Below are 14317 nucleotides of genomic sequence, written 5' to 3' on the forward strand. Positions count from 1 at the left end.
ACCTGACGCAGCAACTGGACGGCGGCAGCGTGGGCCTGGTGCAGCAGGACGCGACCAGCAAGGCCATCACGGTGGCCAGGGGCCTGGACGGCACGGCGGTGGACTTCGCCGGCACCGATGGCGTGCGCACGCTGACCGGCGTGAAGGCCGGTACGCTGGGCGACACCAGCACCGAAGCGGTGAACGGTTCGCAGCTGTACGCGACCAACCAGAGCGTGACAGCCAACACGGCTAACATTGCAACCAACACGGCTAACGTTGAGACCAACACGGCCAACATTGCAACCAACACGGCTAACGTTGAGACCAACACGACGAACATTGCGGCCAACACGACGAACATCACCAGCCTGGACAGCCGCGTGACCACGGTGGACAACCGCGTCACCAGCATCGACGGGCGCGTGACCAACGTGGAAGGCTCGGTTACGAACCTGACGCAGCAACTGGACGGCGGCAGCGTCGGCCTGGTGCAGCACGACGCGACCAGCAAGGCCATCACGGTGGGCAAGGACACGGACGGTACGGTGGTGAACATGGCAGGCACGGCGGGCAACCGTACGATGACGGGCGTGGCAGCGGGCGCGGTGAACGCCACGAGCGTGGACGCGATCAACGGCAGCCAGCTGTATGCAAGCTCGGCGAGCGTGGCCGCGGGTCTGGGCGGCGGTTCGGTGGTGAACCCGGACGGCACGATCAGCGCGCCGAGCTACAGCGTGGGCGGCACGACGGTGCATAGCGTAGGCGATGCCGTCACCAACATTGATGGTCGTGTGACGGAGAACACGACTGACATCACGAAGATCCAGAACCAGCTCGGTGATGTCGGGACGGAACTGTCGGGCGCGGTGCAGTACGACCGCAACGCCGACGGTTCGGTGAACTTCAATTCGGTCACGCTGGGCGGAGCCCAGAGCGCAGGTCCCGTGGTCCTGACCAATGTCGCGAACGGCGCGAGCCAATACGACGCGGTGAACTTCGGCCAGCTGTCGGCGTTGCAGGACCAGGTGACGGATCTCAATGGACAGGTGTCGAATCTCAACACCCAGATGTCGAATGTCCAGCCCGGAAGCCCGTACTTCGACGCAACCGATGTTCCGTCGGCGAGCAGCGGCGATGGCGCGGAGGTCAATGCCGCGATACCTGGTACCGGCGTGGGCAGCACGGCCGCCGGTGCGGGTGCGGCTGCCTCGGGCAACTACGCCACGGTGATCGGCGCGAACGCCAGTGCGGCAGCGGACAACGCCGTGGCGGTCGGCGCCAGTGCGGCGGCGACGGGTGTCAACTCGACGGCAATCGGCACGGGCTCGCAGGCTGCCAATACGAACTCGGTCGCATTGGGTCAGGGTTCGTTGACCGACCGCGACAACTCGGTGTCGGTGGGCTCGGCGGGTAACGAACGCCAGATCACCAATGTCGCAGCAGGTACGGCGGCAACCGACGCGGTGAACGTGGGTCAGATGAACAGTTCGGTGGCGCAAGGCGTGCAGCAGGCCAACAACTACGCCGATCAGCGCTTCAACGAGGCCAACCGGGCGATTAACGACGTAGCCAAAAACGCCTATGCCGGTATCGCTGCGGCGATGGCCATGCCGAACATGACGCCGTCCGGTCCTGGCCGTACGATCGTCGCTGCCGGCGGGGCCACCTACAAGGGCGGCAGCGCTGCGGCAGTGGGCGCAACGTACCGTTCCCGGAACGGCAAGTGGCTGGTGAACGGCGCCGTATCGGTCACCTCGACGGGCGATGCAGGCGTGCGTGCTCAGGTCGGGTACGAGTTCTGATAAAGAACCAGGAACGGCAAATCAGGAAGTAAGAAGTCGCAGAAAGGTAATGTTGCACGGTCTTGCCGGTCACGGCAGACCGTGCTTTTTTTTGACACAGTGTATGTGGGTAAATTGAATTGAACGGTCCGCGCAGCGATATGGACAAGAAGCAGCCCCGGCCGCATTCGCAGCGGGGGATCGGAACACCAGTCGCGCGTCTTGTAGCATGCTTCCTGCAGCAGGATTCCTCCAACACGTACAGGTCAACGCATTTTCATACTGCTTCTCCGAATGGCTTCCTGGTTCTGTTCCTGATCGTTGAGCAACCCGGTCGAAGTCGGTGCAATCAGAGCAATGGCAAACTGGCATTGGCGGATGCCCCTGCCTGTCACTATCATGTAGGATGAAGTGTCTGCTTATCGGCGCGTCGATGCGGAGAGTGACCACGCGCCGTTTGCCAGGCCTTATTGGGTGGGCAGTATTGCTGTTTTGTGTCAGCGTGTAAGCAATTGGTAAAGTGATTGGCCACCCCAGCGCCGGGTAACCCCTTCTCATACCGCACGCGGTATACAGGACGTTAGTATGGCTTCTCTCACGATCCGTGTTCTACTCGCAGACGATCACCCGGCCATGCTCAGCGGTGTCGAACACGAGTTGTCGGTGATCAGCACGATCCAGTTGATCGGCTCTGCGCATAGTTCGACGGAATTGATCGCGCTCCTCGATGCAAAACCGTGCGACGTTCTCGTTTCCGACTACGCGATGCCGGCGGGCGAATACGGCGACGGCATCGCGCTATTTTCCCTGATCCAACGGCGCTATCCGTCTGTCAAACTCGTAGTGCTTACCATGCTGGACAATCCGGCGGTGCTGCGCGCACTCGTGAAGCAAGGCATATTGTGCATCGTCAGTAAATCCGATGCTGTCAGCCACCTTGTTCCTGCTGTACATACCGCCTAAAGCGGTGGCAAGTACTACTCACCGAGGGTCGAAGAGATCGTTCAGTCGATCGACTGGAATCGTCGTGGCCGCGGCTCGACGGACGTTCTCAGCCAGCGCGAATCCGAAGTTGTGCGCCTGTTTGCGTCTGGTTTGACTATCAATGAGATCGCAGACCGGCTGTGTCGCAGCAAGAAGACGATCAGCTCGCAAAAATCGAAGGCGATGGAAAAGCTCGGCATTGACCGGGACGTCGATCTGCTGCGCTACGCGATGGAAAACGGCATGGTGTCTTCGTCCGAGCGGACGTCCAGCGGCGAACCCGATATGCCTCTGCCGGAGGGGGGCATGCCTCCTGTTGCCTCGAAAACCTGATTCGCCCCAACCGATGCGGCGAATGACTGCTTACTCGCGTGCCAGATGGCCAGCCTGTCGGCAAGCGGTCATCATGCGATTCGCCTCGACGCGCAACGCGTCGTCAGGCTGCTGGCGAAGTCGCGCAGTGCGCGCGCAAAGGGCAGGGGGACAGGCGGGCGCCGTCATGCTGCGTGAAGTCTGGCGCGGGCGATTGTCGTCGATGCACGGCGTGAAGGACTTGGGAATCTGGCGCCCAGGTAACTCCTGGCTGTCAAAACCCTGCCGCTGACCTGCTATGATGGCTGTACATATATACAGCTATCGTCTGAATGCCCGTGCTGACGGATTCTCCCGATCCTCACTACTATCTGCGAAATTTCCAGCGCGCGCTGGCGTGGGTCGACGAGCGCTACGACGACCTGCTCGATCCGACCGAACAAGCTTTCGTGCAAGCGTTTGACAGCCTGCCGCTGGCGTCGCAGGCGCTCCTCGTGCGCATGCTGATGCGCAAGGGGCCGCTCTTTCGCGCAAGCAGGCTTGTCTACAGCGAAATAGGTTGCCCGCTGGCGGCTGCGCAGCCGCTCGTCGCGCGCGGCTTCATCGATCCGGACCCGCTCCTCACGCTCGACGAACTGTTCAGCGTCTGCACCCGGCCCGAACTGACCAGCATGTTTCCCGACGTCGCCGCCCGATCCAGCATCCGCAAGGCGGATCTGCTCGCGCAGTTGCGCGAACGGCATGGCGAAGCGAGACCCTTCGCGCTCTGGTGCACGCAATCATCCGACCGTGTGCTGCGGGTGACCGTCACGCCGTTGTGCGACCGTCTGCGGCTGATGTTTTTCGGCAACCTGCATCAGGACTGGTCGGAGTTCGTGCTTGCGGATCTCGGCGTGTTTCAGTACGAAACGGTAGCGTTCCCGCCGTCGTCGCGGGCGTTTCAGCAGCGCGCGGATATCGATGTCTATCTTGCGCTGCACGCATGCCGTGAAGCGCTCGATGCCTGGCCGGATGACGAACCGCTCGACCCGCTGCTGTCATCCATCGATACCTGTTCCAGCGCGAACGCCTGGCTCGAGACGCGCCGCGCCAGGCTGCTGTTCCGCATCGGCCAGCATTGCGAGCGTCGGCAGGACTGGGCGACTGCGCTGTCGGTCTACGAAGGGTGTCTGTGGCCGGGGGCACGTCACCGGCGCATACGGGTGCTCGAGCGCGGCGGCCACTTCGAGCAGGCGCTCGCGCTTGCGGCGCAGGCTGTTGATGCGCCCGAGAGCGACGAAGAAAGGCAGCGCGTGGCGCGCATGCTACCGCGGCTGCAACGGCGGGTGGGGCAGACGGTCCCGCGTCCGGCCAGGGCGCGCGCGATTGCGCGCAGCGTGCTCACGCTTGCGCGACCGGCGGAACCCGTCAACGTCGAAGCGGTGGCGCGCGATCATCTGGGCTGCGTCGAGGCGCCGGTTCACTACGTCGAAAACGCGCTGATCAATTCGCTGTTCGGTCTGCTGTGCTGGGAGCCGGTTTTTGCGGCGATCCCCGGCGCCTTTTTTCACCCGTTCCAGCGCGGCCCGGCGGATCTGCACGCGCCCGACTTCCACGCGCGCCGCGCCGCGCAATTCGCCGGCTGCCTCGCCCAGCTCGACAGTACGCGATATCGCGACACCATCCTGCGTCACTTCGAATCCAAGGCCGGTCTGCAGTCGCCGTTCGTCTTCTGGGGGCTGCTCACGCCGGAACTGCTGACGCTCGCGCTCGACTGTCTGCCTGCCGCGCATCTGAAGCGCTGGTTTGAACGCCTGCTCGTGGACATCAGAAGCAACCGTTCGGGCCTGCCGGATCTCATCCAGTTCTGGCCTGCCGAGCGACGGTACGAGCTGATCGAGGTGAAGGGTCCTGGCGACCGTCTTCAGGACAACCAGATCCGCTGGCTGGAATACTGCGTCGAGCACGATATGCCGGTGCGCGTGCTCGACGTGCGCTGGGCTGATGACGCACGCGCCGACGCTCGCGTTGAGGCTTCGGCGTGACGTACATCGTCGCCGTGCGCGCGTTGTGCGAATTCGCGGCGAAGCGGGGCGATCTGGATTTGCGCTTCACGCCCGCACCGACTGCGCAGGAAGGCATCGCCGGTCATGCGACGGTGAGCGGCCGGCGCGCGAGCGGCTACGAAGCCGAAATCACGCTGACTGGCGTGCATCGCGGGCTGACCGTGCGCGGCCGTGCGGACGGCTATGATCCCGCGCTCAACCGGCTGGAGGAGATCAAGACCTATCGTGGCGAGCTGGAGAGCATGCCGGCCAATCATCGCGCGCTGCACTGGGCGCAGGCGCACGTGTATGGCCACCTGCTGTGCCAGCAGCGCGGGCTCGCGGAACTGTCAGTCGCGCTCGTCTACTTCGATATCGTGAGCCAGAAGGAAACGCTCTTGACCGAGACGCATACGGCGGCCTCGCTCGAAGCATTCTTCGTCGACCAGTGCGAGCGTTTCAGCGACTGGGCCATGCGCGAAGAATCGCATCGCGACGCGCGCAATGCCGCGCTGGCCGCGCTGCAGTTTCCTTACGGCGCGTTTCGCAGCGGTCAGCGTGAACTGGCGGTGTCGGTGTACCGTGCCGCGCGCGATGGCAGGTGCCTGATGGCGCAGGCGCCCACCGGCATCGGCAAGACGCTCGGGACGATTTTTCCATTGCTCAAGGCGTGCGCGGGCGACCAGCTGGACCGGGTTTTCTTCCTCACGGCCAAAACGCCAGGCAGGGCGCTGGCACTCAATGCCGTCGAAACGCTACGCGCCAGTGCGGGTGGCGGCGACCTGCCGTTGCGGGTGCTTGAACTGGTCGCGCGCGACAAGGCCTGCGAGCATCCGGACAAGGCGTGCCACGGCGAGTCGTGTCCGCTCGCGCGCGGTTTCTACGACCGGCTCGCCGATGCGCGCGGCGCCGCGCTGGCGTCGGGTCGACTGGATCGCGCGGCGGTCCGTACCGCGGCGCTCGCGCATGACGTCTGTCCGTACTACCTCGCGCAGGAACTCGCACGCTGGAGCGACGTGATCGTCGGCGACTACAACTACTATTTCGACAGCAGCGCGCTGCTCTACGCACTCACGCAGATGAACCAGTGGCGCGTCGCGGTGCTGGTCGACGAGGCGCACAACCTGCTCGACCGCGCGCGCAGGATGTACACGGCGACGCTCGACCAGACGTCACTCAGAATCGTACGCAAGACGGCGCCGGCCATGTTGCGCAAACCGCTCGAACGGCTGTCGCGCGAATGGAACGCGTTGAACCGCGCGCAGACGGACGGCTACGCTGTCCACGCCGAGGTTCCCGTGCGCCTGCAATCGGCGCTGCAGAATCTGATCAGTATGGTGACGGAGCAACTGGCCGAAGCGCCCGCCACCCTCGACGGCAATGAAACGCTCTTGCGCCTTTATTTTGACGCGATGCACTTCGTGTCGCTCGCCGAGCAGTTCGGCGCGCATTCGATCTTCGACGTGACGCTCGCCGATGAACGTCACGCGGGCCGCGCAACGACGGGTTCCGTGCTGTGCGTGCGCAACGTGATCCCCGCCTCGTTTCTGGCGCCGCGCTATGCCGCTGCGCACGCGACCGTCATGTTCTCGGGCACGCTGAGCCCGCACCGCTTCTATCGCGACACGCTGGGTCTGCCGGAGGATACTGGCTGGCTCGATGTCGACGGTCCGTTCCGGGCTGAGCAACTGACCGTGCGCGTGGCGCGCAACGTGTCGACGCGCTGGCGTGACCGCGAGCGTTCGCTGATTCCGATCGCCGACCTGATCGCCGCGCAGTATGCCGTGAAGCCCGGCAACTATCTCGGCTTTCTGAGCAGCTTCGACTATCTGCAGCGCGTCGTCGCATTGCTGCGTGAGCGGCATCCCGATGTGCCCGTGTGGGCACAGGAGCCGGGCATGGACGAAGCCGGTCGCGAGGCGTTTCTCGCGCGCTTTGCGACGGCGGGGCAGGGCGTCGGGTTTGCCGTATTGGGTGGCGCTTTTTCGGAGGGAATCGATCTTGTCGGCGAACGGCTGATCGGCGCATTCATCGCGACCCTCGGCTTGCCGCAGATGAACGCTGTCAACGAACAGATGCGGCGCACGATGGACGCGAAGTTCGGCAACGGCTACGACTACACGTATCTCTATCCCGGCTTGCAGAAGGTCGTGCAGGCAGCGGGGCGCGTGATCCGCACGGAACACGACGCGGGCGTCGTGCATCTGATCGACGACCGGTACCGGCGCGCCGATGTGCAGCAGTTGTTGCCGCGCTGGTGGCAACTGGATGGCGACAGGTGAGTTGACGAAGCCTGGCGCATACAGGATGTCCCCTCTGGGCTGCATTTTTCAGAGAGCCGGCATCCCCGGCACCGCTGGTCGATCTCGTCCGGGAGCCCGGCGGGCCGCAGGCGCTGCCGGTCTAGCGCGCCTCTAGTCCGTCAGGCTGGTAGCCCGTCAGCACTGAGGGTGTGTATCGCGACCGTACGCTACAATTGCCGACGGCCTGAACAACGGATAACCAATGAAGACTCGGACTCTATCTATCGCATGTGCGACGATCGGCGCCGTCCTGGTGGCGGGATGCACGGCCGCATACAAGAACTCGGACGCATGTGCACAGATGGTGCGGGGGAAATTCGCCGAAACGTCCGACCAGAAGCTCACCATTTCGCATACTGGCGTGGGGATCAATGGCACGCGCGTGGTTGTCGAAGGGCAGTTTGAACCGAGTGCCGCCTCGCTTGCTTCAGAAGCCGCGGCGGCTTCCGCCGTGGCGGCGGGAGCAAGTCCCGATGAGGTGAAGGAGGCCGCTGCCTCGGCGGCCGCCGCGGTTTCCGCTTCCGCGGCTTCCGGTGCCGCGGCAAAACCGGCTGGGAAGAAAAAGAAGGTGGTCAAGGGCGCGGCCGCCGAGTGTACCTTCAAGGGACTGAACCTCACCGCGTTCCGCTGGCTGGCGCCCGCCGAACTCGCGCATCCCGCTGACACTTCTGGCGAAGCGGCTGAGTGAAACGCTGAGTGAAACGCTGAATGAGCGCCTGGCAGGCGCGGTCACCAGCGTCAGCATGAGTGCGTTGGCTCGATCTGGCTTGCGCGGTGCCGTTCGGACGGGCCTTCCCGACTCGATGGGCGCCGGGCCGCACACGTGCTACGATTTGTAGATGGCTGACGAAGGAGGGCTCGTAATGGACGGCTTTGTCACGCATCAGATCGAAGGCGCGTCTGTCGACATAGACGTCGTTCCCGCAAAACCACACGGCTTCTGTGCCCGGTACCGGATTTTTCGCGACGCCGCTGATCAGCCCGAATGGCATCAGGTGCATGTCTCAGGTAGTACCTTCGATACCGCAGAAGACGCCGAGGAAGCCGCGCGATCGATGGCGCTCGAACATCTGCTGGCGCGCGGATCATAGCGCGTCGCGCGGCTCCGGCGCGTTGTCCCGCCTCGCGGACTGTCCGCTGCGCGGGATGGCGCTTCATTCACCTCTCTCCGTTGGCGATCTTTTCCTTCTTTTCCTGTCGGCAGGGCGGGCTCTTCTCTTGCCGGCGCTGAGACATCCGCTCGCCGGTTGACGCCGGCCTTCACTCAAAAAAAACGCTCGCCGGGCTTTCCCTTGAGGAACGGCCTGCGCCGTACTGCGTCTTTGCGGGACGCAAGCGGGTCGCATCGAAACACGATGGACGGCGAGGTGAAGCCACACTTGTGGAGTTGCGGAATGATCGTAGGGAAGCCAGTGACGTATGCGAATGTGCCGAGGATTTGAGAGTTTTCTTGTGTCGCCGGAATGACCGTATTTGTAGGATTTGCCTTTCATATGTGTAAGGGCAATCCTGCCGATTGGGTAGGAATGCCGCGTTAGAGGCGCGCTGCAGGTTCGCCGGCAAGCTGCGGAATACATGAATCGTCTGACCAAGCCGGCAACCTTCTGGCCAGGTCACGTGTGATGCATCTATTTCGGAGTGCGAATCTGTTTCTCGCGCGTCATGGGGGCTTCATCGAGATTGTTGCGATGAAGGCCGTTGCAGATCCGGTTCTGGCCGGTCGGTCATTTACTCGTTTTAAGGTCTCAAATGAATAAATCGCATCGCGTAGTGTGGAGCGACGCCACGAATTCGTGGGTTGCAGCGTCGGAACTTGCCGTGGCAAGGCGAGGAGGACTGTCTCGCCGGGCTGATGTTGCGGCGGCGATCCTTGGCCTCGGCGCGATGGCATCTGTCCCGGTCGCTGAAGCAGCCGGCACGCCGGCGATCGATCTCGCCACATTCATTGCCATTAGCTCGATCGTGACGCAAGGTGGGATTACGACCGCCTCTGACGACCTTAACGCGATGGCCATCGGACCGATGGCGCATGCGATTGGTAAAAATGCCACGGCTATCGGCGCAACCTCCGCCGCCGCGACTGAGGGCACGACCGCAGTGGGCGTCGGCGCGGGTGCGCTTGCATTGAACGCTACGGCTGTGGGAATGAATGCCACGACGGGCATTTACGCGACGAACGGCGTTTCGATCGGCTACACAGCCGCCGCGGAGGGCGCGAATTCGATCGCGCTCGGCCAGTTCACCGTGGCAAACGGCGACGATTCTGTGGCCTTGGGTTCCAGAGCGTTCACGGCGCAGGGCGCCACCGGCTCCATGGCTTTCGGCTCTGGCGCAAAGGCCATGGCTGAGGACGCCTTCGCGTTCGGCACGAATGCCGTCGCAGGCCGGGCACATACCATTTCTGTCGGGAGTGCGGACCAGACGCGCCAGATCGTCAATGTGGCGGCTGGTATCGAGGACAACGACGTGGTCAACGTCAGTCAGTTGAAGGGAATCGTCAGCGCGATCGGTGGCGGTGCCGCATTGAATCCGGATGGCTCGGTAGCGGGCCCAACCTACTACGTCGCAGGAAATACGTACAACAACGTCGGCGATGCGATAACGCATATGGACGGTGCGATCACCAATGTGACGAATATTGTGAACGGCATCGAGAATGGTGCAGGTATCAAGTACATGCACGTGAACTCGACACTGGACGATTCGTCGGCGGATGGAGTCGAAAGTGTCGCTATCGGCGGTGGCGCGCAGGCTATAGCCGATCATTCGGTGGCGCTCGGTGCGAACTCACTGGCAGACCGGGCGAATACGGTCTCCGTTGGCTCTGCCGGCCAGGAGCGTCAACTGGTCAACGTTGCGGCGGGTAGCGCCGACACCGACGCAGTCAACCTTGGGCAATTGCGTCAGGCGGGTATCGATACCGACAACAGCGGCAATGTCACGAACCCCTTCGTGACGTACGACGATACGTCGAAAACCCAAATCACGCTGGGCGGGACAGGCGCGAGCGTACCGGTCGCTATCTCGAACGTGAAGCCGGGTTTAGTCGCGCCAGGCAGTCTGGATGCGACGAATGGCGGACAGCTTTACAGCCTGGCGGACAGTGTCGCCAACGCGCTGGGCGGCGGCTCATCCGTCGGGTCCGACGGGGCTGTGTCGCCCCCCGTCTACAACGTGGCTGGCGACACGTATCACAACGTCGGCGATGCGATCACGCATATCGACGGTGACGTCACCAACGTGATGAACGTGGTCAACAATATCCAGAACGGCGCTGGCATCAAGTATTTCCAGGCGAATTCAACGCAGGACGAAGCCGTGGCTACCGGGAGCGAGGCCGTGGCGATCGGCGGAAATGCCCAGGCGACGGCGGACAACTCGGTGGCGCTCGGCGCGAACTCGACGACGACCGCGGATCTCACAGCCTCTGCATATCGTCCTGCCAGTGGTGCTGTCGCTGGAGCGACACCGTTCGGCGAGGTGTCGGTGGGGTCGGCTGGCATGGAGCGCCGCGTGACGAACGTAGCTGCCGGCGCCGCTGACACGGATGCGGTGAATGTCAGCCAGCTGAAATCGGTGATTGCCGGTAGCGTCTCGGATGCTGTCATGTACGACGACGCTAACCATGAAAGCCTCACGTTGGGAGGTGTCGGTTCCAACGTGCCGGTCCGCCTCGGCAACGTCGCGCCGGGGATGATCGCACCGGGAAGCACCGACGCCATCAATGGCGGTGAGATGTACAACCTGGCGAGCAGCGTGGCCGACGCGCTGGGCGGCGGTTCGTCGGTCAATCCGGATGGCACCCTCCAGGAACCCGTCTACAACATCGGTGGCAATACGTATCACAACATCGGCGACGTTGTGACGAATATCGATGGGCGCGTGACCAACAACACGAATTCGATTACCAATATCAATCAGATCCTCAACGAGATTACGAATACTGGTGTTGGCATCAAGTACGTGCATATCAACTCCGCGCTTGACGACTCGCTGGCGACGGGGGCGGACAGTGTCGCAATCGGCGGCAATGCACAGGCGACGTTCGACAACTCGATTGCGCTGGGTGCGAACTCGTCGACCGACCGCGCGAATTCGGTGTCGGTCGGCTCGGCAGGGCATGAGCGGCAGATTACGAACGTCGCAGCTGGTACGGCAGATACCGATGCAGTGAACGTCGCCCAACTGAAGCAGAGCGGGGTGATCGACGAAAACGGCAACACCCGTGCAGCGGTGACGTACGACAGCAAGGACGGCGCACCGGATTACGGAAACGTCACGCTTGGCAACGGTATCGCCGGTGGCACAGTTCTGCATAACGTCGGTGCCGGTACGCTCGATTCCGACGCGGTGAATCTTGGCCAACTGAATGAAGCCCTTGGGCAGATCACAAACAACCTCGCCGGCGACACGAGCCCGTTCCTGAGCGTCAACGGCGACGCCAGTACGGAAGCATCTGCGGCGTCCGGTACGCACGCTGCGGCACTGGGCGCGAACGCCGTTGCGAACGGCACCGACGCGATGGCGTTTGGAGCGAACGCGGCTGCAAAAGGAAACGGCACCACGGCAGTAGGATCCAACTCGGTCGCGAGCGCGCCAAACACGACCGCGCTGGGATGGGGCAGCGCTGCAACGGCCGATGGGTCAGTCGCACTGGGTGCGGGTTCAGTCGCTGATCGCGCAAACTCGGTTTCGGTCGGCAGCGTCGGTGCCGAGCGGCAGATCACCAATGTAGCGCCGGGTACGCTCGGTACGGATGCCGTCAACCTGAATCAGCTCAACTCCGCCGTCGCGCAGACCAACCAGTCGATCCACGATCTCGATTCGAGTACGCGCAAGGGGATCGCTGCGGCTTCTGCGTTGCAGATCGTGACACCTTATCTCCCCGGCCGCACAACGCTCAATGCGGGCGTCGCGGCATACCGCGGTCAGGCAGCACTGGGTCTCGGCGTATCGCGCTGGAACGAAAAAGGCACGATCAATTTCAACGCCGGTGTGGCTTCCTCGGGGAGCAGCAGCACGATTGTGCGCGCCGGTATCGGCATTGTTCTCGGCGACTGATCCAGTCAGGGCTGTTCGGCATTGTTTGAAGGAAGGGGCGTGCTACAGCGACAGCGGCGACGTCCCTTCCGAAGGAAAGACATGAAATATTCGATTCTCGCGGCGGCACTGGCCGCTGCGCTAGCGGGTTGCGCAGGTACCTCAACTCGCGATCAACTGAACATCCAGGACCCGACGGTCTTGCAGCGGGGGTTCGGTGCGCAACAGGACGCGGCTTCCGGAGCCGCAGTGAAGCAATGGACCGATGTCTACACACAGATCAAACATCGCGGCGACGTGCTCACGACGCTCCAGGGAAAGCTCGATTCTTTCGGGCCGAAGAAGGACAGCTACGTGGGTGCGAAAGCGCAATGCTGGATCAACACCGGCAAGGAAGCGCTCGCCGAACACGACGATTGGGGGTTCGTGGAAGAAGCCATCGGCGAGGCCGCCCGCTTGACGGTCGCTCTCGATTCTGGCGATAGCACACTACCCGGAAATCCGCCACTTCGTACGGTCGCAAAACTTCGTCCGGATCTTTGGGACCAGCTGACGAGGTTACGAGCCGATCCACGTTTTGCGTATTGTCCGCAGGCACGTAAACTGGTGGCGTGTTCCGAAGTCGAATTGATGTATGCCGGCCACGAAGCGTGGACGCGTGCCTTCGATAAGGCGCAAAAGCGTATTGATGGTCTGCAGGGTCAGTTGCGTGCCGGCGAGCAGGCCCTGGCAGATTGCACTATTCCTGCGCAATCGAAACAACCGCTTTCGACAACGGTTTCGCTTTCGGCAGATGCGCTATTCGAGTTCGATCGAGGTGATATCGCGGCGATTAAAGCGGAGGGTCGTCAGAAGCTCGACGACATTGCGACTCGGCTACAAGGTGTGGATCTCACCCAGAGGATTGTGGTGTCGGGATACACGGACCGGCTCGGCAGCACGGCACATAATCTGCGTCTATCGCGACAACGAGCAGATTCGGTGGCACGGTATCTGAAAAGCCGGGGCGTGACGATTCCCGTCGATGCTCAGGGCCACGGTAACGCGCATCCGGGCACGTCTTGCACCATGCGTGACCGCCCGGCACTGATCGAATGCCTCGCGCCGGACCGACGGGTTGATATCCGGTTCGTAGGGCAGAAGCCGGTGGCGACGCAGTAGGCCCGGCGTGCGGCGCCGGCACAGGGTCTCGCCTCAAACAAAGGAGCTGCATCGGCGCGTGTTGCTCAGAACGCGTAGTAGGGCCCTGGGCCGGCAGGTGTGGCGCGTGAGTCGATCGCGGTGAAGATCCGGCGTCCGAAAAAGAGTGGCAAACCCCAGTCGAAGATGCCGCAGGCCGTACCGGCAAGATTGTCGAACGCGTAGTTCGACGTGGCGAAAAGTGTGTTTGCGTTGCCGACCGAAAACGACAGCGTGTTGGTCGCGCCGCTAGTGCCTTGCAGCGTGGCGTTGAACGCCTGGGGCGACGGCGGGCAGAACCAGGACCCGCAGGACGGCAAAGTCGAGTTGGAGAAGAACAGACCGTTTGAGCCGCTGTCGAGGAAGCTTTGGGTATTGCCGCCGTTGAAGCTCGTCGTGATGTAGCCGGTCGCGCTGCTAGCCTTGAGCACGTCAGCGCCGCCGAGTACATTGTCCGCCTGTGTTCCGATGCCGAAGATCATCGAGCCTGATACGGACTGAGTGCCAGTGTCGGAAACGGCAGGCAGATCGATCACGACGCCGTTGTTGTCGAACGCAAACTGGCTGACTGGGTTGGTCACTTGCTGAGCAACCGGTTGAGTGTAAGCGGTAATTTTGGCTCATCTGGAACCTGCGGGTGAGAGGGAACAAGATTGCGTCCGCAGCTTACACATTGCGGACGCAACTTATGACTGACCTACAAACTGACTTT

General features: G+C 62.7%; 8 protein-coding genes and 1 pseudogene. 8 read left to right on the forward strand and 1 reads right to left on the reverse strand.

Annotated elements, in window-relative coordinates:
- From P3T23_RS45885 to P3T23_RS45920, 8 genes and pseudogenes are all read left to right on the forward strand, one after another.
- Positions 1-1784 (forward strand): YadA family autotransporter adhesin (locus P3T23_RS45885; RefSeq protein ID WP_429322642.1); only part of this gene is annotated, 1784 nt, incomplete at its 5' end.
- Positions 1785-2348: 564 nt separating this feature from the next.
- A pseudogene (locus P3T23_RS45890) lies at positions 2349-3080 on the forward strand (response regulator).
- A 311-nt stretch (positions 3081-3391) separates the two neighbouring features.
- The gene (locus tag P3T23_RS45895) at positions 3392-5083 is read left to right on the forward strand and encodes a VRR-NUC domain-containing protein (protein ID WP_429322643.1); all 1692 of its coding nucleotides are present in this window, start codon (positions 3392-3394) and stop codon (positions 5081-5083) included.
- The gene (locus P3T23_RS45900) at positions 5080-7365 is read left to right on the forward strand and encodes an ATP-dependent DNA helicase (protein ID WP_429322644.1); all 2286 of its coding nucleotides are present in this window, start codon (positions 5080-5082) and stop codon (positions 7363-7365) included. Before P3T23_RS45895 ends, P3T23_RS45900 begins: the two co-directional genes overlap by 4 nt.
- Positions 7366-7588: 223 nt before the next feature.
- Positions 7589-8074, forward strand: a complete 486-nt coding sequence (locus tag P3T23_RS45905; RefSeq protein ID WP_429322645.1) for a hypothetical protein — start codon at positions 7589-7591, stop codon at positions 8072-8074.
- Positions 8075-8225: 151 nt separating this feature from the next.
- Complete coding sequence (locus P3T23_RS45910) at positions 8226-8477, forward strand: hypothetical protein (protein WP_429322646.1); 252 nt, start codon at positions 8226-8228, stop codon at positions 8475-8477.
- A 658-nt stretch (positions 8478-9135) separates the two neighbouring features.
- A complete protein-coding gene (locus P3T23_RS45915) occupies positions 9136-12447 on the forward strand; it encodes a YadA-like family protein (RefSeq protein ID WP_429322647.1) in 3312 nt (1103 codons plus the stop codon).
- A gap of 276 nt (positions 12448-12723) precedes the next feature.
- Entirely contained in the window at positions 12724-13587 is an 864-nt protein-coding gene (locus P3T23_RS45920) for an OmpA family protein (RefSeq protein WP_429322648.1), read from the forward strand.
- 65 nt (positions 13588-13652) lie between these two features.
- Here P3T23_RS45920 and P3T23_RS45925 read toward each other — a convergent pair whose 3' ends face one another.
- The gene (locus P3T23_RS45925) at positions 13653-14219 is read right to left on the reverse strand and encodes a DUF3443 family protein (protein ID WP_429322649.1); all 567 of its coding nucleotides are present in this window, start codon (positions 14217-14219) and stop codon (positions 13653-13655) included.
- Positions 14220-14317 lie beyond the last annotated feature (98 nt).

The sequence above is a fragment of the Paraburkholderia sp. GAS448 genome (genome assembly GCF_050435685.1).
Taxonomy (GTDB): Bacteria; Pseudomonadota; Gammaproteobacteria; order Burkholderiales; family Burkholderiaceae; genus Paraburkholderia.

What these genes read in the sequence shown, in the direction of transcription:
- P3T23_RS45895 (WP_429322643.1), top strand. Translation starts at nt 3,392, where the DNA reads ATGCCCGTGCTGACGGATTCTCCCGATCCTCACTACTATCTGCGAAAT.
- P3T23_RS45905 (WP_429322645.1), top strand. Translation starts at nt 7,589, where the DNA reads ATGAAGACTCGGACTCTATCTATCGCATGTGCGACGATCGGCGCCGTC.
- P3T23_RS45910 (WP_429322646.1), top strand. Translation starts at nt 8,226, where the DNA reads ATGGCTGACGAAGGAGGGCTCGTAATGGACGGCTTTGTCACGCATCAG.
- P3T23_RS45915 (WP_429322647.1), top strand. Translation starts at nt 9,136, where the DNA reads ATGAATAAATCGCATCGCGTAGTGTGGAGCGACGCCACGAATTCGTGG.